22 protein-coding genes and 2 pseudogenes are annotated in these 19920 nt (G+C 73.5%); 15 read left to right on the forward strand and 9 right to left on the reverse strand.

Annotated features, from left to right (window positions below):
- The first annotated feature begins 35 nt into the window (after positions 1–35).
- The 3 genes from ACZ66Z_RS21380 to ACZ66Z_RS21390 all read left to right on the forward strand — a co-directional run bounded on the left by ACZ66Z_RS21380 (position 36) and on the right by ACZ66Z_RS21390 (position 4079).
- Positions 36–1667: a DUF6801 domain-containing protein gene (locus tag ACZ66Z_RS21380; protein WP_469936160.1), complete on the forward strand. Its 1632-nt coding sequence runs from the start codon at positions 36–38 to the stop codon at positions 1665–1667.
- A gap of 44 nt (positions 1668–1711) precedes the next feature.
- On the forward strand, positions 1712–2653 hold the full coding sequence (locus ACZ66Z_RS21385; protein ID WP_469936162.1) for a hypothetical protein: 942 nt from the start codon (positions 1712–1714) through the stop codon (positions 2651–2653).
- Between the two features lie 214 nt (positions 2654–2867).
- Positions 2868–4079: a PucR-like N-terminal domain-containing protein gene (locus ACZ66Z_RS21390; RefSeq protein ID WP_469936164.1), complete on the forward strand. Its 1212-nt coding sequence runs from the start codon at positions 2868–2870 to the stop codon at positions 4077–4079.
- A 48-nt stretch (positions 4080–4127) separates the two neighbouring features.
- Here ACZ66Z_RS21390 and ACZ66Z_RS21395 read toward each other — a convergent pair whose 3' ends face one another.
- On the reverse strand, positions 4128–4610 hold the full coding sequence (locus ACZ66Z_RS21395) for a winged helix-turn-helix transcriptional regulator (RefSeq protein WP_469936257.1): 483 nt from the start codon (positions 4608–4610) through the stop codon (positions 4128–4130).
- 94 nt (positions 4611–4704) lie between these two features.
- Between ACZ66Z_RS21395 and ACZ66Z_RS21400 the strand changes: the two genes are divergently transcribed.
- Both ACZ66Z_RS21400 and ACZ66Z_RS21405 read left to right on the forward strand, forming a co-directional pair.
- Positions 4705–5406, forward strand: coding sequence for an SDR family oxidoreductase (locus tag ACZ66Z_RS21400; RefSeq protein WP_469936166.1), 702 nt, complete (start codon positions 4705–4707; stop codon positions 5404–5406).
- Positions 5407–5434: 28 nt separating this feature from the next.
- On the forward strand, positions 5435–5860 hold the full coding sequence (locus ACZ66Z_RS21405; RefSeq protein WP_469936168.1) for a tautomerase family protein: 426 nt from the start codon (positions 5435–5437) through the stop codon (positions 5858–5860).
- A gap of 79 nt (positions 5861–5939) precedes the next feature.
- Here the strand turns inward: ACZ66Z_RS21405 and ACZ66Z_RS21410 are convergent, their stop codons facing one another.
- Entirely contained in the window at positions 5940–7427 is a 1488-nt protein-coding gene (locus ACZ66Z_RS21410; protein WP_469936170.1) for a long-chain-fatty-acid--CoA ligase, read from the reverse strand.
- Positions 7428–7587: 160 nt separating this feature from the next.
- Here ACZ66Z_RS21410 and ACZ66Z_RS21415 point away from each other — a divergent pair, with 160 nt between their 5' ends.
- A complete protein-coding gene (locus tag ACZ66Z_RS21415; protein ID WP_469936259.1) occupies positions 7588–8739 on the forward strand; it encodes a PucR family transcriptional regulator in 1152 nt (383 codons plus the stop codon).
- 96 nt (positions 8740–8835) lie between these two features.
- Here the strand turns inward: ACZ66Z_RS21415 and ACZ66Z_RS21420 are convergent, their stop codons facing one another.
- From ACZ66Z_RS21420 to ACZ66Z_RS21435, 4 genes are all read right to left on the reverse strand, one after another.
- Positions 8836–9288, reverse strand: coding sequence for a DUF5709 domain-containing protein (locus tag ACZ66Z_RS21420; protein ID WP_469936172.1), 453 nt, complete (start codon positions 9286–9288; stop codon positions 8836–8838).
- 43 nt (positions 9289–9331) lie between these two features.
- A complete protein-coding gene (locus ACZ66Z_RS21425; protein WP_469936174.1) occupies positions 9332–9499 on the reverse strand; it encodes a hypothetical protein in 168 nt (55 codons plus the stop codon).
- Between the two features lie 376 nt (positions 9500–9875).
- Entirely contained in the window at positions 9876–10400 is a 525-nt protein-coding gene (locus ACZ66Z_RS21430) for a hypothetical protein (protein ID WP_469936176.1), read from the reverse strand.
- A 209-nt stretch (positions 10401–10609) separates the two neighbouring features.
- The gene (locus ACZ66Z_RS21435; RefSeq protein ID WP_469936178.1) at positions 10610–11035 is read right to left on the reverse strand and encodes a beta/alpha barrel domain-containing protein; all 426 of its coding nucleotides are present in this window, start codon (positions 11033–11035) and stop codon (positions 10610–10612) included.
- Between the two features lie 76 nt (positions 11036–11111).
- On the opposite strand from ACZ66Z_RS21435, the gene ACZ66Z_RS21440 reads away from it, so the two are divergent.
- From ACZ66Z_RS21440 to ACZ66Z_RS21450, 3 genes are all read left to right on the forward strand, one after another.
- On the forward strand, positions 11112–11747 hold the full coding sequence (locus ACZ66Z_RS21440) for a TetR/AcrR family transcriptional regulator (protein ID WP_469936180.1): 636 nt from the start codon (positions 11112–11114) through the stop codon (positions 11745–11747).
- Positions 11748–11903: 156 nt separating this feature from the next.
- Entirely contained in the window at positions 11904–13016 is a 1113-nt protein-coding gene (locus ACZ66Z_RS21445) for an ABC transporter substrate-binding protein (protein ID WP_469936182.1), read from the forward strand.
- Between the two features lie 153 nt (positions 13017–13169).
- Complete coding sequence (locus tag ACZ66Z_RS21450) at positions 13170–14108, forward strand: DUF2382 domain-containing protein (RefSeq protein ID WP_469936184.1); 939 nt, start codon at positions 13170–13172, stop codon at positions 14106–14108.
- Positions 14109–14165: 57 nt separating this feature from the next.
- Here the strand turns inward: ACZ66Z_RS21450 and ACZ66Z_RS21455 are convergent, their stop codons facing one another.
- Positions 14166–14549 carry a VOC family protein gene (locus tag ACZ66Z_RS21455; protein WP_469936186.1) on the reverse strand — a complete coding sequence of 128 codons (384 nt, stop codon included), beginning with the start codon at positions 14547–14549 and terminating at the stop codon, positions 14166–14168.
- 227 nt (positions 14550–14776) lie between these two features.
- Here ACZ66Z_RS21455 and ACZ66Z_RS21460 point away from each other — a divergent pair, with 227 nt between their 5' ends.
- From ACZ66Z_RS21460 to ACZ66Z_RS21470, 3 genes and pseudogenes are all read left to right on the forward strand, one after another.
- Positions 14777–15250 carry a hypothetical protein gene (locus ACZ66Z_RS21460; RefSeq protein WP_469936188.1) on the forward strand — a complete coding sequence of 158 codons (474 nt, stop codon included), beginning with the start codon at positions 14777–14779 and terminating at the stop codon, positions 15248–15250.
- A gap of 220 nt (positions 15251–15470) precedes the next feature.
- A pseudogene (locus tag ACZ66Z_RS21465) lies at positions 15471–15617 on the forward strand (GNAT family N-acetyltransferase); the annotation flags it as partial.
- A 168-nt stretch (positions 15618–15785) separates the two neighbouring features.
- Positions 15786–15866, forward strand: a pseudogene (locus tag ACZ66Z_RS21470) (transcriptional regulator); the annotation flags it as partial.
- A 71-nt stretch (positions 15867–15937) separates the two neighbouring features.
- Here ACZ66Z_RS21470 and ACZ66Z_RS21475 read toward each other — a convergent pair.
- The gene (locus tag ACZ66Z_RS21475) at positions 15938–16663 is read right to left on the reverse strand and encodes a hypothetical protein (RefSeq protein WP_469936190.1); all 726 of its coding nucleotides are present in this window, start codon (positions 16661–16663) and stop codon (positions 15938–15940) included.
- Between the two features lie 119 nt (positions 16664–16782).
- Between ACZ66Z_RS21475 and ACZ66Z_RS21480 the strand changes: the two genes are divergently transcribed.
- Positions 16783–17976 carry an MFS transporter gene (locus ACZ66Z_RS21480; RefSeq protein WP_469936192.1) on the forward strand — a complete coding sequence of 398 codons (1194 nt, stop codon included), beginning with the start codon at positions 16783–16785 and terminating at the stop codon, positions 17974–17976.
- Positions 17977–18019: 43 nt separating this feature from the next.
- On the opposite strand, the gene ACZ66Z_RS21485 is transcribed toward ACZ66Z_RS21480, so the two are convergent.
- Positions 18020–18553 (reverse strand): GNAT family N-acetyltransferase, encoded by a 534-nt coding sequence (locus ACZ66Z_RS21485; protein ID WP_469936194.1) that lies wholly within the window; start codon positions 18551–18553, stop codon positions 18020–18022.
- A gap of 139 nt (positions 18554–18692) precedes the next feature.
- Between ACZ66Z_RS21485 and ACZ66Z_RS21490 the strand changes: the two genes are divergently transcribed.
- Positions 18693–19316 carry a histidine phosphatase family protein gene (locus ACZ66Z_RS21490; RefSeq protein WP_469936196.1) on the forward strand — a complete coding sequence of 208 codons (624 nt, stop codon included), beginning with the start codon at positions 18693–18695 and terminating at the stop codon, positions 19314–19316.
- Between the two features lie 176 nt (positions 19317–19492).
- A complete protein-coding gene (locus tag ACZ66Z_RS21495) occupies positions 19493–19879 on the forward strand; it encodes a VOC family protein (protein WP_469936198.1) in 387 nt (128 codons plus the stop codon).
- The last annotated feature ends 41 nt before the right edge of the window (positions 19880–19920 follow it).

Here is a 19920-nt window from a genome sequence, read left to right on the forward strand (position 1 = left end):
CCGTCGGCGCACGAACGATCCGAGCGGAGCAACAGATGAGAGGCCCCGGGCCCACCCCTCGACCCTCCCGCATCCGCGCGCGCGGCGCGACGATCGCCGCGTTCGTGGCGCTCGCCCCCCTGCTCCCGGCCGCGGCCGCGGCCGTCGGGACGCTGAAGGTCGACGCCGCGCTGCCCTACGTCTGCACCCTTCCCTCGGGGCAGCAGCCGGCGACGGTGCGGATCACGGCGGCCCTCCCCGACCGGGCGGCGCCGGGCGAGGAGATCCGGCCCACCGACGTCACCACGACGGTGGAACTCCCGGTCCCGGCCGACCTCGCCGCGTCCCCGGGCTCCCCCGTACGGGCCGAGACCCGGCTCACCGTCGGCGTGGCCCAGAACGAACAGCGCGCGGAAGCCACGTGGAGCGGCACGGCCCAGTCCCTCGACGTCCCCGCCGAGGGCCCCCTCGTGCTCACCACGACCGGTGACGTGCCCGTCCTGACGACGGACACCGCCGGCGACCTGACCCTCACCGCCCAGGGCCTCGCCCTCGACCTCGCCCCGAGCACGGCCACCACTCCCGCCGCCGTCTCCGTCACCTGCGCACCCGCTCAGGACGCGGAGGGCCGGACACCGCTCGCCACGGTCCCGATCGGTGCCGACGGCGGCACCGGGGAGCCGAGCACCCCGCCCCCGACGTCGCCGCCCGCCCCCTCGTCGGCCCCTCCCCCCTCCTCCGCCTCCCCCTCCTCCGGGCCGTCGCTCCCGACGGACCGGACGGCCCCGGTGAGGCCGGGGACCGCGGACGGGACGGGCCGCCCGCCGAAGGACCCGCGGACCGGACGGCGGGCGGACGAGGGCCTGACGGTGACCGACGAGGGCGCCCCCGGCACCCCGGGGACCCGGCCGTCCGCACCGCCCTGCGTGACGGAGAAGCCGACCCCCACGTCGCTGTCGGCGTACATCACCGGCTACTCCAACGTGCGGAAGCTGAACGGCGCCACCCTCATCCCCGTGTCCTGCGTCCTGATCGAACAGGGCCAGCCGGAGTTCGTGATCCGGCCGGACGGAAGCATGCACCTCCTCACTCCGTCGGTGGGACACCTCTCCTACCAGGGGCGCCGGCAGACCCCTCCGTTCAAGGCCACCTTCCTGACGTTCGACTTCGCGCCGGCCACGGCCACCATGGTCCTGGAGCAGACGGGTCCCCTGACCGTCGACTCGGACGTCCTCCTGGTCTTCCCCGACAACCTCTCCGACACCTACGTCCGCGCCCGCTTCGTCCTGCGCGTGCTCGACGTCCGGGTCAACGGCACCCGGCTGGACGTCGGCCCCTCCTGCCGCACCGAGAGGCCGCTCACCTCATCCGAGCCCGACCCCGTCAAGTACCCCGGGGACCACCTCGTGCTCCTGGGCAAGGGGCAGCTCCTCAACGGCACCGACGCCACCGGCTACCTCCTCACCGGCGGCGGCCCGCTCACCGGCGAGGTGACCATCCCCGCCTTCAAGGGCTGCGGCGCCGGCGGCGAGAACCTCGACCGGCTCCTCACCGCGTCCATCTCCGGCCCCGGCAACTACATCAAGCAGATCCAGGGCCAGACCTGCGCCGTGGGCGTCGACGTGCCCACCGAGGGCCAGTGCACCGAAGACCGTCAGCCGTTCGTGGTCCCCAAGCCCGAACGCTGAACCGACCCATCTGTCCTCTCTCCCCCCGACGGAAGGCATCCGCCATGTCCCTCGTCCCCTCCCGCACGAGACTCGCCACCCTCTCCGCGCTGACCGCGCTCGGTGCCTTCGTCTCCATCGGCACGGCGACCGCGGCCGCTCCGCGGCTGGACGGCGCCTGGGCCCCGTTCGACCGCTGTCCCGTCGACGCCCCCGCGATACTCGCCGCCGACGGCCTCGACCGGTCGCCGCAGTGCGTGTCGTCCTCCTCCGCCGGCGGCTCCATCAAGCTCGGCAACACCACCGTCGTCACCGGACGGACGAACCTCCAGATCGGTGTGGTCCAGAACGCCGACGGCACCAACACCGTCGTCCCCCCGCCCGCCGGCTCGCTCATCGCGGACTCCGCCACCGTCCCCGGCGGCCTGCTCGGCCTGATGTGTCCGAGCGACGTCCCGTTCATCACCGACATCTGCCGGCAGCTGTCGGACGCCAACCTCAACAAGATCACCGCGACCGTGGAGTCGGTCGGCACGCCCTCGGAGTTCGACCAGATCGCGGGCGTCCTCACCGACATGCCGATCGTGCGGATCCCGGTGCGCATCCACCTCCAGAACCCCTTCCTCGGCGGCAACTGCTACATCGGCACGAAGTCCAACCCGATCGTGCTGCGCCCGAGCAACCTCACGTCCCCCGACTTCTCCGTCGAGCGCTACGACGGCGACGGCTCGCCGAACGAGGAGGGCGACATGAGCCGCCTGAACATCCTCGGCTCCACCCAGGTCGACAAGACCTTCGCCGTCCCCGGCGCCAGCGGCTGCGGGCTCGGCCTCGGCCTCGTCAACGGCGCGGTCAACCTCAAGACCGGACTGCCCGCCGCCGCCGGCAGGAACAGCATCACCCTCGACAACACCCAGACCTACCTGACCGGTCTCTACGCCCCCGGCCTCGCCGCCCCCGACGCCGGAAAGGTGTTCTCGCGGAACTGGCACTCGGCCGTCAGGTAACGGCCACCCAGGGGCGATTCCCGGCCTACTCGGGCGCCACACGGACCCCCGGGGCGCCAACTCTTGCGCAAGTTGTGTACAGCACACAGCAGTTGATTTAGCTTCGGCAGTCCCCGTTGGTACGCACCTGACGGCCAAGGCGGTGCCCGTCCTTCACGGCGGGCGCCGCACCGCCGCTCCCCACCGGTCGCGCAGGAGAGCAAGGGATCGGTCCATGCCCGCAATCGCACAACCACCGAACGTCGGCGAGCCGCTCGATCCGCTCCCCCGGGAGTTCGCGGCCTTGATGAGACCGGAGATCCCGGGCCTCATCAAGGAGATCGGCGTGGAGGTCCAGCGGGCCTACCCCGTGTACGCCCACCTCTTCAAGGGGCCCCACTCGGACGCGATCCGCCAGGGCGTGGAGCAGGCGCTCGCGGCCTTCGTGGAGCGGGTCGCGGATCCCGGGCGCAACTCGGCCCTCCGGGACGAGCTGATCCGCAAGTTCGGCCGGGTGGAGGCCTACGAGGGCCGGGACCTCGACACCCTGCAAGGCGCCTACCGCCTCGGCGCGCGCATCGCGCTGCGCCGGGCCAAGAGCATCGGGCGCACCTACAACCTCTCCCCCACCCTGATCCTGGCCTTCGCGGACGCCCTCTTCGCCTACGTCGACGAGCTGGAGACCCTCTCCCGCGAGGGCTACCTCATGGTCCAGGCGCGTGCCGTGTCCGATGTGGCGGCGCTGCGGAGACAACTGCTCCACCTGGTCGTCGCCGGCCCGCCGCTACCCCGGGCGACCATCGCCGAGCTGTGCCAGGAGGCCTCCTGGGAGCTCCCCGCCGAGTGCACCCTGGTGGCCCTCCGCCCCCCCGTCGCCGAACTCGTCCAGGCGGGTCTCGACCGGGACGTCCTGGCCGACCTCAGCCTCCCCGAGCCGCATCTGCTCATCCCCGGCCCGCTCACCGCGCAGCGCCTCGCGATGCTCGACTCCGCGCTGGCCGGCACCCCCGCCGTCGTCGGTCTGACCGTGCCGCCGGTGCAGGCGGCGCACTCCGTCCGCTGGGCGCGACGCGTCCTGCAGCTCATCGACGACGGCATCGTGGCGGACGCTCCCCTCGTGCACTGCGAGGAGCATCTGACAACGTTGTGGCTGTTATCCGATCCGGCCCTCACGGCCCATCTCGCCGCGCGCGAGCTGGCCCCGCTCGACAGGTTGTCCGGCACCCGGCGCGAGCGGCTGGTCGAGACCCTGCGCGTGCACGTCTCCACACGGGCCCCCGCCGAACAGGTCGGCGAGATGCTGGGCGTGCACGCCCAGACGGTCCGCTACCGCCTGCGGAACCTGGACAACCACTTCGGCGACCGGCTCCTCGACCCCGACCACCGGTTCGCCCTGGAGGCGGCCCTGCGCTCGCTCCACCTCCAGGGCGGGAAGCGCGCGGACTGAGCCGCGGGCGCCTCCTCGCCACGCGGCGGGACCCGCGCCGGCGCCGTGTCAGTCGCGGCGCCGGTCGGGGTGCACGCGGATCTCGATGGCGTCGGGGGACGGATCCGGTGCCGGGTCGGCCGTCACGCGCACGCTCAACGGGCGACCGCTCTCGGCCTCGACGAAGGCGAGCGGCGGACGGCCGTCCTGGAGGTACGCGTCGCCCCACCGGATCAGCGACAGGAAGACCGGCAGGAGGTCCTCGCCGGCCCCGGTCAGCCGGTACTCGTCGCGCGCCCGCCTCCCCGGCTCCCGGTAGGGGGTGCGGGTCACGACCCCGGCGGCCTCCAGCTGCTTGAGCGCGCGGGACACCGAGGGCGCGGAGGTGCCGATCCTCGTCACGAAGTCCTCGAACCTGGTGGTGCCGTAGAAGCACTCCCGCACCACCATGAAGACCGTCCGGGTGCTGAGCAGGTCGAGCACCCGGCCGGCCGAGCACCCGTCGCCGATCGACCAGGCGTCCCGGTCGCTCAATCGCTTCTCGAACCTCATCGCCACCCGCCCATTGTAACTAATGCTTGCGTTACTCAGCCCTGACGTGCTTGCATCTGACTAACGAGGTCGTTATTCAGATCGGGAGCGTGCTGTGGTTGCGGTGGCGGGCAAGGTGGTCGTGGTGACCGGCGGACGGCGGGGGCTGGGCGCCGCGTTGGTGGACGAAGTGCTGGCACGCGGGGCGGGCAAGGTGTACTCCACCGCCCGCTCGGCGTACGTCGACGGGCGCCCCCGGGTGGTGACCGTCCCGCTCGAGGTCCGCTCGGCCGAGTCGGTCGCCGCCCTGGCCGAGCTCGCCGGGGACGCCGAGGTCGTGTTCAACAACGCCGGGGTCCTGCACCCCGCCCCGCTGCTCACGGGAGACGTCGAGGAGGCGGCCGAGACGTTCGACGTCAACGTCTTCGGCCCGCTGCGGGTGGCCCGGGCGTTCGCGCCGGTCCTCGCCGCGAACGGCGGCGGGGCGCTGGTGAACATGCACTCCGTGCTGTCGTGGCTGGCGGGCAGCGGAGCCTACGGCGCCTCCAAGGCGGCGGCGTGGTCCCTCACGAACTCGCTCCGGCTCGAACTCGCGCCGCAGCACACGCACGTCGTCGGCGTGCACGCCGGATTCATCGACACGGACATGGTCTCCGCCCTCCGGCGGAGCAAGGCGAAGCCCGCCGACGTGGCCGCGCGGATCGTCGACGGACTGGAGGCCGGGGACGTGGAGGTCCTCGCCGACGACGTCAGCGCCGCCGTGAAGTCCGCGCTCTCCGGCCCCGTGGAGCACCTGACCTTCCCGGCCGCCGGCTGACCCCCTGACGAAGGAGAGACGAACCGCCATGCCCCTGTGGACCGTTCACCACACGCCCGGGATCTTCTCCGCCGAGGAGAAGCACCGGCTCGCCGCGACCGTCGCGGACCACTACGAGAAGGCGGGCCTGCCCCGCTTCTACGTGGTCACGCTCTTCCACGAGACCCGGCCCGAGGACTTCTACGTCGGCGGGGAGCCCGCCCCGGTCGGGGTCCGCATCACCATCGACCACATCGCCCGGCGCAATCCCGACGAGGACAGCAGGCGCAGGACCGCCCGCTGGATCAGGGAGATGCTGCACCCCCACCTGGAGCGGCACGCCGGTCTCCACTGGGAGTTCCACGTCGACGAGACCAGCGAGGAGCTCTGGATGATCAACGGGCTCGTGCCCCCGCCGGGCGGCTCGGACGCCGAACGGAACTGGGCGCGGCAGAACGCGGCAACGCCCTACTGACGCCCGGTCGCCCCCCGGTCGACCCCCGGGCCGCTCCGGTCCGGGGCCGACCCGGGGCATCCACCGCGACGGACGGCCCTCACCCCACGGGTGCGGTGATCTCCCGCTTGAGGATCTTGCCGCTCGGTCCCAGCGGCAGCGCGTCCACCAGCCACACCCGGCGCGGGTACTTGTAGGCCGCCACGCGGTCCTTGACGTACTCCCGCAGCTCGTCGGGGAGGGCCTGCGCACCGGCGCGGAGCACGACCGCGGCCGCGACCTCCTCGCCCAGTGCGGCGTGCGGGACGCCGATCACGGCGGCGAGGGCGACGGCCGGGTGCTCGTGGAGGACCTCCTCGATCTCGCGCGGGTAGACGTTGTAACCGCCGCGGATGATCATGTCCTTCTTGCGGTCGACGATGTACAGGTAGCCGTCCTCGTCGGCGCGGGCGAGGTCGCCGGTGCGCAGCCAGCCGTCGGGGACGGCGGCCTCCGTCTCCTCCGGGCGGTTCCAGTACCCCTTCATCACGTTGGGGCCCCGGACGACCAGTTCGCCGACGCCGCCGGGGGCCACGTCCTGGCCCTCGTCGTCGAGCAGCCGCACCTCGACGTCCCGGATGGGGGTGCCGATGGAGCCGGCCTTGCGCGGCCGGTCGGGGTGGTTGAAGGTGACCACGGGGCTGGTCTCGGACATGCCGAAGCCCTCGAGGACGGCGCAGCCGAAGCGCCGCTCGAAGCCGTGCAGGATCTCCACCGGCAGCGAGGCGCCGCCGGAGATGCACATCCGCAGCGTCGACACGTCCGCCTCGGACGGGTGCTGGAGCAGCGCCGCGTACATGGTCGGCACGCCCTCGAAGAAGGTGGCCCGTTCGCGGGCGATGGCGTCCAGGACGGCCCCCGGGTCGAAGCGCGGGATCATGACGAGGGAGGCGCCGCTGCGGACGGCCGCGCTCATGGTGCAGATCTGGCCGAAGATGTGGAACAGCGGCAGACAGCCGACCACCACGTCCTCCGGCGTCATCCGCTGGACGTGGACGCTGTTGACCTCGGTGTTGTGCCGGAGCCCGGCGTGGGAGAGCACGGCTCCCTTGGGACGGCCGGTGGTGCCGGAGGTGTACAGCAGGACGGCCATGTCCTCGTCGTCCGTGTCGGCGACCTCGGGCAGCGGCTCGTGCCGGGCCAGCGTCGCGGCGAAGTCCGCCGGCTCGACGGCCGTGTGCCGCACTCCCGCGGCGGCCGCCCCCCGCGCGCCCTCGCCCGGCGCCCGGTACCACTCGAAGAGCCGTACGGCGCCGGAGTCGGCGAGGTGGAACTCCGCCTCCCGGGTCTTCAGGAGCGGGTTCATCGGCACGACGACCGCTCCGGCGCGCAGGACGCCGTAGTACAGCACGACGAACTCGGGAACGTTCGGCAGCATCAGGGCGACGCGGTCCCCGGGCCGTACGCCCTCGGACCTGAGCAGGGCGGCGGCCCGGGCGCTGCGCTCGTCCAGCTCCGCGTAGGTGATGACCTGCTCCCCCAGGCGCAGCGCCGGGCGCTCGGGCTGCCGCCCCGCCGTCTCCACGAGGAACCCTGCCAGATTGGCCATGACCCGCCTCCGTTACCTGGGATCACCGAATGTTTACATCGTCGACATCTTGCAGCCGTGCGCGGTCGCGGCCTATGGCCGGAGGGACAACGCACGGCGTTCCGGATTGTCCCCCGCCACAACATGAGGGCGTTAGGCTGCGGAGATGATCCTTTCGGGCGTGGCGGCGACGCTTCAGGCAGGGCTTCCGGAACTGGGCGAGCGGATGGCGCTGCGGATCCGCGCGGACGTCGAGGCGTACAAGGACGAGTCGCTGATCTCCCTGGACTCGCTGCGCGATTCCTGCACCGCCAACGCGGACCTCATTCTCACCCACCTCCGTCTCGGCGGTGCTCCTGACGCGAGCTCGGCCCGTGAGACGGGACGGCTCCGCGCGGAGCAGGGGGTTCCGCTGGCGGACACGCTGCACGCGTACCGGGTCGGCTCGCAACTGCTGTGGACGGAGATCCTCGCCGAGGCCCGCACGCGCCCCGAGGTCTCCGGCGACCTCCTGCTGTCGGAGTCGACCGAGTTCTGGACGCTGTCCGGGCTGTACGCGGAGGCGGTGGCGGTGGCCTACCGCGAGACGGCCGCGGAGCTGACGTCACAGGGACAGGCACGGCGTTCCGCCCTGGTGGAGGCGGTGTTCACCGGCGTCGTCACCGACCGCACGCTGTGGGAGGCCGCCCGCGAACTGGAGCTGCCCGAGCACGGCCCCTACGCGGTCGCCGCGGCGAAGGCCGGTGCTCCCGGCGAGGAACCGCTCACCGGCGCGGAGACGGCACTGCGCCAGGCGAACCTCCCCTCCGCGTGGAGGCTCCTGCCGGACGAACAGCTCGCCCTGATCGCCCTGCCCACGGCGGCGGCGGAGACGACGTGCCTGCGCATCCTCCGCCGGACCCGCGCCCGCGTGGGCTTCAGCCCGTGCTTCCGGTCGCTGCGGGACACGCCCCGGGCGCTGCGCTTCGCACGTCTCGCCCTGGCCGGCCTCGAAGGCACCGGGCCCGGCGTGGCCCGCTTCGACGACGACCCGCTGGCCATGGTGGTCGCCGCGGCCCCGGCCGAGGCCGCGCACCTGATGGAGGTGGTCCTCCGGCCGGTGCTCGACCTTCCGGTCGCGGAGCGGTCCCGGCTCCTGCGCACCCTGGAGCACTGGTTCGCCGCCGCGGGCTCGGCCGGCGACGCCGCGCGGAGCCTGTTCGTCCACCCCAACACCGTGCGCTACCGCCTGCGCCGCGTGGAGGAGTTGACGGGCCGCTCCCTCTCCGACCCACGAGCGGCGGCGGACGTCGGCGCGGCACTGCTCGCGGTCCGCAATCCGGGGCCGCGCTGACGTCGTTCCGCGCGGAGGCCGTTCCCGGCACGCCGTCCCCCGTCGAGGTCGCCCCTCGACGGCGTCACTCCCCCCGCACGCCGTCCCGCGCCGGGGTCACTCCTCCTCGACGACGTGCATCGCCGCTTCCTCCGCGGACGCCGCCCCGCCCGCCAGGCCGAGGTCCCGGGCGTTCGGTTCCGAGCCGACCGGGCCCGTGCCCTCGTCCTCGGACATCAGGCGGCCCGCGCGCCGGCTGCCGACCTGGTCGTCCAGGAGCTCCCCGTCGGTGTCCGTCGTGTCGCCGAGGCCGTCGCCGTCCAGGGGGGAGACCTCGGGCTCCTCCTCCGCCAGACGCTCGTCCAGGGTTTCGCCGCGCTGCCGTTCGGCCGCGGTCACCCCCGTGTGCTGGACCCCGAGGGGCCGTTCCGGGGGCGAGTACCCCTCGTCGAACGGGTCGCCGAGCGGCCCTTCGAGGGTGTCCTCGTAGTCCAGGAGACCGACGTCGTCCCGGACCTCGCTTCCGTCGGGCTGGTAGACGTCATCGCCCCACGCTTCCGCCTCGGTCATGGGGAACTCCGTTCCTTCGGCGGGACGACGGCTCGGCCTGGGTTCACTCCTCCCGTTCGAAGTCGGCCTTCGCCCGCTCGTCGTCGAGGTCGGACTGGGCCTGTGCGTACAGGTCGTGCACGAACCTCCGGGCGTCATCGGGTGAAATGCCGACGCCGAGCCGGAGCAACCGACCCGCCCAGGAGCCGAGCGGGTCGTCGGGTTCGGTCATGGCGCCTCCTGAGGGGGAGTACGGTCGATGCCGGCCGTCCCGGTCGCGCGGCGGGCCGTGCCGGGGCGCCCCGGCCCGTTCGTCGTGGACCGGCCGGAGGCGACTGCCGTCCTGTGCACGGACCGTGCGGCTTCCGGGCACGGCCGGCCCCGTGCGGGTCGGGGTCGCGCGTCCCGGTGCGGGGCGCCTTCGGCAGGCGTCGAATGCCTCTTCTCCCTTCCATGGTCCCCGCGTCCCGGGCAAACGCAACCCGGTGTGGACGCGGCGGCGGCCACGGTTCCCGACGGACCGCGCGGCCGACCGGAAGCACGGACCGACCGGGGCACGGGCGACCGGAAGCACGGACCGACCGGAAGCACGGACCGACCGGGGCCGCCTAACCCACCCACTGCCGCAGCAGCTTCTCCCGCTGTGCCGGGCGAGGCGTTCCGCCCTCCCATCCGCGGCCCCACGCCGACATCGCCGCCAGCGTCGTGGCCATCGTCGCGGCGCCCTCCGTGAGGCGGTTCAGAAGCGCGCGGGAAAGGGCGACCTCGGTCGGGGAGTAGCCGACGGCCGCGGCCACGTAGGCCTTCAGCTCGTGCTCGCCGTCGTGGGACTCCAGGACCGTCGTCATCAGCGGCGGGGCCTCGCCCAGGCCCGCGCCCACGGTCATGGCCAGGTTCATCACCATGTCCAGGGCCACGTCCGTGACCACGCCGACCTGCCGCTTCAGGGACTTCACGGGGACGTCCGCCACCGTCAGGGCGCGCACGTCCTCCCACAGGTGGAGGCCGGCCTGTCCGTCGCCGAGGGCCACCACTCCCTCGGGGGTCAGGCGTACCCCGGGCGCCGAACCGGACGGCTTCGCACCCACGTACACGTCGCCCTCGGCGATCCAGAACAGGCCCACCATGGCCATGGCTTGCTCGCTTCCCCCGACGACGGCACACCGCCGTCGTGTCACACGTCAGAAGTTCAGGTCGCCCTCCGGAACGCACGGAAAGGCCGGGAAGTTCCCTTCCTCCGGCCTTTCCACGCGCCGCCCCCCGTCCCCGGCCGACGCCACCCCGCACGGCCCTCGTTCCCGGCTCGCGGAACCCCCGCACGGCCCTCGCTCCCGTCAGGCCCTCATCCCCGGGCGGCGGCACCCCAGCCGACGTCGGACGGACCCCACACGACGCCGGGCATGTCGGAGGCCACCTGGCGGCCGGGGTGGTTGATCTGCATCCAGAGGACGGCGCCACCGGACTTCCCGGCTTCGGCCCACGCGGCGAACGGCTCCGGGGGTGCGTGCTCGTCCAGGACGACTCCGCCGGGACCGGTGAGCGCCTCGGCGTGCACCCTCACGTTGCCGCTGATCAGCAGGCCGGCGCCACCGACGGCCCAGCGCCGGTACGGCGTCAGCAACCGCTGGTCGGGAAGCCGGCCGGTGCCCGCCGTGTTCTCCTCGTTCTCCTCCATGGCGGCCTTCGCGACGCGGTTGCCCAGCACCCGCCCGGAGCGCAGGGGCAAAGGCGAGAACAGCTCGCCGGCCATCCCGGTTCCCTCTTCCATGCCGCTCCCCTACGATGTGTGCGCCACAAACATTAAGCTCCGATGTAAGCGGCGCAAACATAAAAGAGTGTGACCCATGTCGCAAACCGGTACGTATCACCACGGCGATCTGCGCGCCGCCTGCCTGAGCGCCGCGAGGGAGCTCCTGGAGGAGGACGGCGGCGCCGGTCTGTCGCTGCGCGCGGTCGCCCGCCGGGCGGGCGTGTCGGCCACGGCTCCCTACCGCCACTACGCGGACCGCGACGCCCTGGTCTCCGCCGTGGCCGCGGAGGGCTACCGCGAACTCGCCCAGCACCTGGCCGCCGCCCATCCCGCGCCCTCGACGCCCGAGGACCTGGCCTCCGTCGCCGTCGCCTACGTACGGTTCGCACTCGACCACCCCGCCCTGTTCCGGGCGATGTTCGCGGAGCCCTGCGACCCGACCGACGCGGAACGGGTCGCCGCGACCGGCGTCATCACGGCGTACGTGCGCGGCATCGTCCGCGACACGTTCCCCGGCGCGGACGAGACGGGCCCCCTCCCGACCACCGTGTGGGCGCTCGTCCACGGCCTGGCGTTCCTGCACCTCGACGGCAAGCTCGACGCCTCCTCCCCCGAGGCGGTCGCCGCCCGGGTGCGGGCCGCCGTGCAGGCCCCGTTCGCCGCCTCGCCCGCGCTGCCGTCCACGTCGGCGGCGGGGACCGCGGCACCCGGCGGTTCCCCGCGCGGATGAGCGGATGACCGGTTGCCCGCGGGCGTCGGCCACGGCTCCAATGACCCGCATGATCACCCGGGTGCGTCCGCCGCGAGGGGACGCGGGGAACGCGGACCGCCGTTCCCGGCCGTCGCGCCCCCCGGGACCGCACCGTCCGAGGGAGAGGCCACCCCGATGAACACGCCACCGTCGCCGTCCGGAGCCCGGTCCGCGGACGGGCCGTCCGTCCGCCTGGGCGCTCTCGTCCCGCTGACGCGGCCCGGCTGGGTCGAGGCGGGCCGACACCTCCTCGCGGGACTCGACCTGGCCGTGCGCGAGGTCAACGGAGCGGGCGGGATCGACGGCAGACCGCTGGAGCTGGTGGTCCGGGACACCGCGGCCGATCCGGAGCGCGCCTCCGCGGCCGTGGAGGAGCTGGCGGGCCTGGGCGTGGCCGCCGTCGCGGGCGAGTACCACAGCGTCGTCGCCCGCGCGGCCGCCGCCCGGGCCGACGCCCTCGGCGTGCCGTTCCTCTGCTCGTCCGCCGTGCTCGACGCCCTGACCGAGGAGCCGACGCAGTGGGTCGCGCGGCTGCCCCCCGTCCAGTCCCGCGGCTGGCGGAGCTACGCGGACTTCCTCCTCGCCACCGGTCGGCACCGGATCGCGGTGGCGACCCAGCCGAGCGTCTACTGGGCGTCCGGCACCCGCGTCCTGCGGGACCGCCTCGCCTCCCGGGGCGGCACCGTCGTCGAACTCGACGCCACCGCGCTCGGCCCGGAGGCCCTGTGCGACGCGCTCGCCGACCACGGGGTCACGGCGCTCCTGCTGCTGGTCGGCAGTCCGGAACCGGCCGTGCCGATCGTCAGGGCCGTCCGGGGCGACCGGCGACTCACCGACCTGCTGATCGGCGCCCCCGCCGGGCAACCGGAGTTCGCCGGATGGGCCGCGGCGCTCGGTGCGGACGGCGCCGCCGTCCCGTTCCTGCGCTATCTGCCCGAGCGCCTCGGGCCGCTCGGCGACCGCGTCGGGAAGGAGCTCCGCGAGCGGCTGGGCGAGGCACCGTCGTTCGTCGCCTTCGAGGGCTGGGACACCGTCACCGTCCTCGCCGCGGTGCTCCGTTCCCACGGCACGGACCGGGCGGCCGTCGCCGAGGCGTGGCCGCGCGTGACGGTCGAGGGCACGCGCGGGCCGATCCGGTTCTCCCGCGCGCCGGGCACCGGCGTGTGGCAGTGGACCGGGGCGCCCGTCCAGGTCGTCGACCGGGATCCGGCGGATCCCGGTCGCTTCCGCGTCCTCCACGCCGGCTGAAAGGGACCGGTGCCCGGCAGACCGGGCGCCGGCCCCTTTCGCTTCAACGATCAACTGAACACAAGTCAATCAAATCAGGGGCAATTTGCACGATTACATCCGGTTCGCCCTGGCTAGTCGCCGTATGACCACGACAACCCCAGGAGGGTGAACATGATCGCCCACAACCAGATCGCCACCGTACTGGACCACCCCGTGTACGACACCGAGGGCAAGAAGATCGGCGAAGCCAAGCACGTGTTCGTCGACGACGCCACCGGCCGCCCCGCATGGGTCACCGTCAAGACCGGGCTGTTCGGCACCAGTGAGTCCTTCGTCCCGATCAAGGACGCCTCCATGGTCGACGACCACCTGGAGGTCCCCTACCCCAAGGACCGGGTGAAGGACGCTCCGCACGTCGACGTCGACGGCGGAGGCCATCTCGACGCGAGCGAGGAACAGCGCCTCTACGAGTACTACGGCATCGACTGGGACGAGGCGTGGCAGCAGGCGAACGAGCCCGGCGAGGCGGGCTGGGCGCACGGCACCGCCGGCACGACCGGAACGGCGGGCACGACGGGCGCCGCGGGCACGACCGGCATGACGGGCACCCCCGGGATGACGGGCACCTCCGGCTTGGGCGACCGGGACGGGGAGGGCCTCAGGGCCGGGCGCGCGGGGACGGCGCGCGGGGACGCCTCGGTCGACGACGACGCCATGACCCGGTCCGAGGAAGAGATGCACATCGGCACCGAGCGGGTCGAGACCGGCCGCGTCCGGCTGCGCAAGTACGTCGTCACCGAAGAGGTCCAGCAGACCGTGCCGGTCCGCCACGAGGAAGTGCGCGTGGAACGCGAGCCCATCACGGAGGCCAACCGCGAACGGGCCCTGTCCGGGCCCGAGATCTCCGAAGCCGAGCACGAGGTGACCCTCCACGAGGAGCGCCCCGTGGTCGAGACCCGGACCGTCCCCGTCGAGCGGGTCGGACTCCGCACGGACGAGGTCACCGAGGAGGAGACGGTCACCGGCCAGGTGCGCAAGGAACGCATCGACGTCGAGACCGACGACGACATCGACATGTCCCAGGACCCCGACGGGGGACGTGACCACTGACCGCTCCCTCGCTCCCCGCCCGTCCGGCCCCGAGAGGGCCGGGCGGGCACGGTCGCGTCAGGGGCTCCCGGCCGCCCGGTCGGACTCGCTGCGCAGGACGCAGAATTCGTTGCCCTCGGGATCGGCGAGGACCGCCCACCCCGAACCGTCGGGATTCCGGTGGTCGGCGACGAAGGCGGCGCCGAGGCCCAGCAGTCGCTCCACCTCCTCGTCCCGCGAGGTCTCGGGGCGCAGGCACAGATGGAGCCGGTTCTTCACCGTCTTGGCCTCGGACACCTGGTTGAAGTACAGCACCGGGCCCTCCGCGAGCGGCACCTGCGTCTCCCGCGCCCCCGGGCCGTCCTCCGGATGCAGCGGACGGCCCGTCACCCCGCTCCAGAACCGGGCCAGCCCATAGGCATCCGCACAGTCGATCGCCACGTTCTGCACCACCGAAACCATGCGCGCGAGCTTTGCCGATTTCCGTGCGGCGCGCCACCTCATTGCGCCCGGACGTCCCGGACGCGCTCCGTCGCCCGGTGTCCGCGGAGTCCTTCAAGCAGACGGGCGCCGAGGTGCGGCTGCGCCGGCCGACCGTCGACTCGGGTGGGTGATCCGACCGGCCGGGACCGGACCGCGGCCCGACCGTGCGGCGTCCGTCGCGCCGCGGGTCCCGGAGAATGCTCCCCATGAGCGCTTTCTTCGACCCGCCGAAGCCCCGACAGGTCCCGCCCGGCACGTATCCGTTCTGGGAGGAGGCCCTCGCCCTCGTCAACCGGGACCTCGCGGTGACCTTGCCGGACCAAGGGCTCCTGCGGCTGGTGGGACTTCCCCCGCACGGCGAGGAGGAGACCGAGGACGTCCACGTGGCCCTGGCCAACGGGGAGTGGCACGGCAACTCCCTGTGCCCGGACTCGGCGGACGATCCCGTCCTCGCCCTGGCGGCCGTGACCGACGCCGCGCAGGAGACGGTCACCGAGCGGCTCTGGCGGGCGTGGCCGCTCTGCGGGGAGCACAACTTCGGCATGCATCCGCACGAGGCGGACGGACGGCTGTCCTGGTGGTGTGCGGGCGGGACCGCGCACATCCGCGCGGCCGTGGGCGGGCTCGACGCCCCGGTGCGCCCGCACCGGCCGAACCGGAAGGGCCGGCGCCGGGACTGACCGCCCGTCCGGGCACCGGTGACGGCACGGCGGTGGAATCCGGGGCCCGGGGCGGGCCGGGCGGCGGCCGGGGTGACGATCATGAAACCGGCGACGCCCCGTGACGCGACACCCCGGCCCACCGTCCTCGACGCCGTGGAGCCGGCGTCCGATCCTGCACTGTGGGAGCGGCTCGTGGACTCGTCCCACCGGATCCTGTCGGACCCGGTCGGGAGACCCGGACGCCCGGGGCGACAACGCCGGCGCCCTGCACCTCTACCGGTCGCCGGGCTTCACCGAGTACGGCCGTCCGCCCGGCTTCGTGGCCGTCGGCGAACGCCGCTACGACAAGGTCTTCTGCATGCTGGACCTCCGCCGACGGGGCTGACCGCGGGGGACGCGCTCGTCCCGTCCGAGGGTGCGGAGGGGGCGGGCTGCTCCGGTCAGGGCGCGCGAGACGGCGGGGGCCGTCCGGGCGAGCGACAGCACGGAGAAGCCCGCGACGGAGTGGCCCCGACCCTACGGTTCGGGCCGGCCGACCTGCCACAGGGCGCCGCCGAAGCGGCTCGACCGCCTCCGTCGCGAGGAGTTCGACGCCCGCTTCCCCGGCCTCCTCGAACCCACCCTGCGCGCAGACGACCCGGGCCGGGGGCGAGACCGCCCCGGCAGGCACGATCGGCGGCGCGAGGACCCGGCCGTGGACCGCCGTCAGCCGACCCGGTCGGACGCCGCGACCCGGTGGACCTCCAGACCCGGCGCGGTCAGCAGATCGGCGATCAGTTCCTCGGAGCCGCAGACGTACGTACTGACCAGGTCGACGTCACCGCCCACGCACCAGGCGCGGTCCTGCGGCCACCACAGGTCGGGCAGTTCGGCGAAGGCCTCCAGGATTTCGGGGGACACGGCGTCGGCCAGCGTTCCGGACAGCAGGATCTCGTCCCTGCCCGGCGTCGGGAACGTCGGGACCCCCTCCCAGTCCCAGCGGCCGTACCCGTCCCACAGGCCGTACCAACAGCGTCCCGGCGTGCCGGTGTGGCGCGCGAGGACGGGGATCACGGCACGTGCCACGCCGCCGGGCGTGGGACCTTCCGCGGGGTGCTCGTCCCACACTCCGGGCAGGCCGTGATCCGTGCCGTTCTGGTGGAACCGCTCCGCCCCGATCACCTCGTGCCAGTTCGTCAGCGCCTCGACCTTCCGGCCGTACGCGGCGGCCACGGCGTCCCAGCGGACCGGGCGCCCGTCGAGTTCGGCGGGGTGCAGCACCCGGGCACAGGCCGGGAAGCCGGGCGCGGCGACGCCGGCGACCGTGCCGAAATCGCCGTGCCCGGGGCGGCGCTCGATGAGCCAGCGCGCCGGCCCGAGGTCCTCCTCGACGCGCAGGCGTCCGTACGACGCGGGGCCGGGTTCACCGCCCAGGTGGGTCCATCCGTCCATGCGCACAGTCTGCCCCCTCGGACCTCCCCACCGGCCTCCTTGGTCCACCACGGTCGTCGGTCCGGGCGCGAGCGTCGCGTCGCCGGGCGGGGACGGACGCCGGGGTTACGGTCGGCGGCATGGTTGGTGATCGTCAAGGGTGGCTCCGGTGTCTGCTCGCCGGGGCCGTGTTCGTCGTGGGGATGACCGGCACCACGCTGCCGACGCCGCTCTACCCCCTCTATCAGGAGAAGTTCGGGTTCTCCGAGCTGACGGTGACCGTCGTGTACGCCGTGTACGCCTTCGGCGTCATCGGCGTGCTGCTGCTCGCGGGCAACGCCTCGGACTCCGTCGGCAGACGGCCGACGCTCTTCTGGGGGCTCGGGTTCGCGGCGGCGAGCGCCGTCTGCTTCCTGGTCGCCGACGGGTTGGGCTGGCTGTACGCGGGCCGGCTGCTGTCGGGCCTGTCGGCCGGTCTGTTCACCGGGGCCGCGACCGCGTACGTCATGGACCTCGCCCCGCCCGGCGGCCAGTCCCGGGCGACGTTCGTGGCGACGGCCGCGAACATGGGCGGACTGGGCTGCGGGCCCCTGCTCGCCGGGCTGCTCGCGGAGTACGCGCCGGAGCCGCTGCTGCTCCCGTTCGCCGTGCACCTCGCCCTGGTCGCCGTGTCGGTGGTCGTCCTCCTGCGGCTGCCGGAGACCGTACGCGATCCCCGGCCGCTGACCTCCGTACGGCCACAGCGGCCGGCCCTGCCCGCGCAGGTGCGCCCGGTGTTCGTGCCGGCGGCCATCGCCTCCTTCGCGGGGTTCTCCCTGTTCGGGGTGTTCACCTCGGTCAGCCCCGCCTTCCTCGGCCGTTTCCTGCACGTGGACAACCACGCGGTGAGCGGACTGGTCGTCGCGCTGGCCTTCTTCGCCTCCACCGCCGGACAACTCGCCGTCGGCCGTTTCGGGGTGTCCCGCTCCCTGCCGCTGGGCTGCGCCGTGCTCTTCGCCGGACTGGCCTTCCTGGCGGGGGCGCTCTCCGCGGAACTGCTGGTGCTCGTGGTCCTCGCCGCCGTCGTCGGCGGGGTCGGCCAGGGGCTCTCCTTCCGCGCGGCGCTGTCCGCCGTCGCCGCGGCCGCCCCGACGGACCGGCGCGCGGCGGTGATCTCGGCGCTGTTCCTGGTCGCCTACACGGGGATCTCGATCCCGGTCGTCGGAGTCGGCCTCCTGACCGGACCGCTCGGCCTGGAGCAGGCGGGCCTGGTCTTCACCGGCTGCATGCTGGCGCTGGTCACGTCGGCCGGTCTCTACCTGCTGCGACGGCCGGTGCGGACGGGGGAACGGTGAGGGCTCCGGCCCGTCGCGGGCGACCGCACCGGCCGCGGCCGTCTCACATGGGGAGCGAGAGCAGACGGACCTCTCCCGGGGGCCAGGTCACGCCGTCGCGCAGGGGTGTCCACATGGTCCGCAGCGGCATGACCACGGCTCCCCCGGGCTGCTCGACGTGGACGTCCCGCTCGAGGGCCCGCCAGCCGAGCCGCTCGTAGAGCGGGACGAGCGGAGGGCGGCAGAAGAGGATCCCGTACCGGGGCCCCAGCGTCCGCGCGTGGTCCACGGCCGCCGACACGACCGCCCGTGCCAGCCCGTGGCCCCGCAGGTCGGGGGCGACGGCCACGCCGCCGAGGCCCACCGCCCGGGTGTCGACGCCGTCGATCGACAGGGGAAGCCGCAACAGGCCGGCGTGGGCGACGAGGCGGCCGTCCCGTCTGACGCCGAAGTGGTCCTCCTTGGGCAACCAGGTCAGACCGGCGTCCGCGACGCCGAAGGGATCGGGGCCGTCGCCGAGTATCTCGATCCGATCGGTCCTCGTGTACTCCGCGAGCCGCACCACGGCCGGCGGCGCGGAGAAGTGTCGATCCGTCATCCCGACATGATCCCCCACCGCCCCGCCCCGGTGAGGACGGGCCCGCGTGCGACGGCTCCCCGGCGGCGGAACCGCAACGCGCCGGACCGCGTCCCTCCCCCCGTCCACAAGATCACGAACCTGGCCGGGGAGAACGAGCATGACGGGAACAGCCGCCCGCTACCTGTATCTGGCGCGACACGGTGAAGCGTCGGCGGACGAGAGCGCGTTGACGGACAACGGCCGCCGTCAGGCCCTCCTGCTCGGGGAGCGGCTCCGGAAGGCCCCGCTCACGGCGATCCACCACGGCCCGCTGGCCCGGGCGGAGCAGACGGCCCGGCTGGTCGGCGAGCGGCTCGACGGGGTCCCCCTGCGGATGTCCCCGCCCGCCGGCGACTACATCCCGTACGTCCCGCGGCGCGAGGAGCTGCCGGCGGAGTCGGCCGACGCCATGCTCGGGTTCCTGGCCCGGTTCCCGGCGGAGGAGCGCGAGCAGGGCCCCGGGCTGGCCGCGGAGGCCGTCGCGCGGTTCACCGGCCCCGTCGAAGGCGACCTGCCGCGCCACGAACTCGTCGTCACGCACAACTTCCTCGTCGCCTGGCTCGTACGGGAGGCCCTCGACGCCCCGAAGGGCCGCTGGATGGGCATCAACCAGGCCAACGCCGCACTGACCGTCATCCGCTACGCCCCCGGCCGGGCCCCGGCCGTCCTCTGCTTCAACGACACGGGGCACCTCCCCGACGAGTTGCGCTGGACCGGTTTCCCTCCCGAACTCCACGTCTGAGGCGGTGACGGGCTCCGCCGGGCGGGTAGGGGCGCTCCGGGAGGCGCGGCCCGGGGCCGGCCGGTCCGGAGCCCGCCGGTCCGGATCGCGGTCGCCCGGCGCCCTTGATCGGGGCCTCCGCAGCCATCAAGATCATCGAGACGAGACGCAGACCCCCGAAAGGTTCGGAGCCCATCATGCGAGTCAAAGCCTTCGACCACCTGGTGCTCAACGTGACCGACGTCGAAAAGGCCCTCGATTTCTACTCCGGCGCCCTGGGCCTCGCGCCCGAGCGCGTCGAGGAGTGGCGGGCCGGCAAGGTGTCGTTCCCGTCCGTGCGCATAGACGAGAACACCGTCATCGACCTCTTCTCCCGTCCGCGCGGCGAATCCAACGTGGACCACATCTGCCTGGTCGTCGACCCCCTGGACTGGCAGGAGGTCATCGACTCCGGCACCTTCGACGTCCTGGAGGGCCCGGTCCCGCGCTGGGGCGCGCGCGGCTCCGCCCAGTCGGTCTACGTGAAGGACCCTGACGGCAACACGGTCGAGCTCCGCTGGTACCCGCAGGACGTCGAGGGCTGAGCCGGGGACGGACGGCTCCCGCACCCGCTAACGTACCGACC

Source organism: Streptomyces sp. NPDC107498 (assembly GCF_055582805.1).

Bases quoted from the DNA above. Each gene is read 5' to 3' on its own strand.
- ACZ66Z_RS21380 (WP_469936160.1), top strand. From the start codon at position 36: ATGAGAGGCCCCGGGCCCACCCCTCGACCCTCCCGCATCCGCGCGCGC.
- ACZ66Z_RS21385 (WP_469936162.1), top strand. From the start codon at position 1,712: ATGTCCCTCGTCCCCTCCCGCACGAGACTCGCCACCCTCTCCGCGCTG.
- ACZ66Z_RS21390 (WP_469936164.1), top strand. From the start codon at position 2,868: ATGCCCGCAATCGCACAACCACCGAACGTCGGCGAGCCGCTCGATCCG.
- ACZ66Z_RS21395 (WP_469936257.1), bottom strand. From the start codon at position 4,610: ATGAGGTTCGAGAAGCGATTGAGCGACCGGGACGCCTGGTCGATCGGC.
- ACZ66Z_RS21405 (WP_469936168.1), top strand. From the start codon at position 5,435: ATGCCCCTGTGGACCGTTCACCACACGCCCGGGATCTTCTCCGCCGAG.
- ACZ66Z_RS21410 (WP_469936170.1), bottom strand. From the start codon at position 7,427: ATGGCCAATCTGGCAGGGTTCCTCGTGGAGACGGCGGGGCGGCAGCCC.
- ACZ66Z_RS21420 (WP_469936172.1), bottom strand. From the start codon at position 9,288: ATGACCGAGGCGGAAGCGTGGGGCGATGACGTCTACCAGCCCGACGGA.
- ACZ66Z_RS21425 (WP_469936174.1), bottom strand. From the start codon at position 9,499: ATGACCGAACCCGACGACCCGCTCGGCTCCTGGGCGGGTCGGTTGCTC.
- ACZ66Z_RS21430 (WP_469936176.1), bottom strand. From the start codon at position 10,400: ATGGCCATGGTGGGCCTGTTCTGGATCGCCGAGGGCGACGTGTACGTG.
- ACZ66Z_RS21435 (WP_469936178.1), bottom strand. From the start codon at position 11,035: ATGGAAGAGGGAACCGGGATGGCCGGCGAGCTGTTCTCGCCTTTGCCC.
- ACZ66Z_RS21440 (WP_469936180.1), top strand. From the start codon at position 11,112: ATGTCGCAAACCGGTACGTATCACCACGGCGATCTGCGCGCCGCCTGC.
- ACZ66Z_RS21445 (WP_469936182.1), top strand. From the start codon at position 11,904: ATGAACACGCCACCGTCGCCGTCCGGAGCCCGGTCCGCGGACGGGCCG.
- ACZ66Z_RS21450 (WP_469936184.1), top strand. From the start codon at position 13,170: ATGATCGCCCACAACCAGATCGCCACCGTACTGGACCACCCCGTGTAC.
- ACZ66Z_RS21455 (WP_469936186.1), bottom strand. From the start codon at position 14,549: ATGGTTTCGGTGGTGCAGAACGTGGCGATCGACTGTGCGGATGCCTAT.
- ACZ66Z_RS21460 (WP_469936188.1), top strand. From the start codon at position 14,777: ATGAGCGCTTTCTTCGACCCGCCGAAGCCCCGACAGGTCCCGCCCGGC.
- ACZ66Z_RS21475 (WP_469936190.1), bottom strand. From the start codon at position 16,663: ATGGACGGATGGACCCACCTGGGCGGTGAACCCGGCCCCGCGTCGTAC.
- ACZ66Z_RS21480 (WP_469936192.1), top strand. From the start codon at position 16,783: ATGGTTGGTGATCGTCAAGGGTGGCTCCGGTGTCTGCTCGCCGGGGCC.
- ACZ66Z_RS21485 (WP_469936194.1), bottom strand. From the start codon at position 18,553: ATGACGGATCGACACTTCTCCGCGCCGCCGGCCGTGGTGCGGCTCGCG.
- ACZ66Z_RS21490 (WP_469936196.1), top strand. From the start codon at position 18,693: ATGACGGGAACAGCCGCCCGCTACCTGTATCTGGCGCGACACGGTGAA.
- ACZ66Z_RS21495 (WP_469936198.1), top strand. From the start codon at position 19,493: ATGCGAGTCAAAGCCTTCGACCACCTGGTGCTCAACGTGACCGACGTC.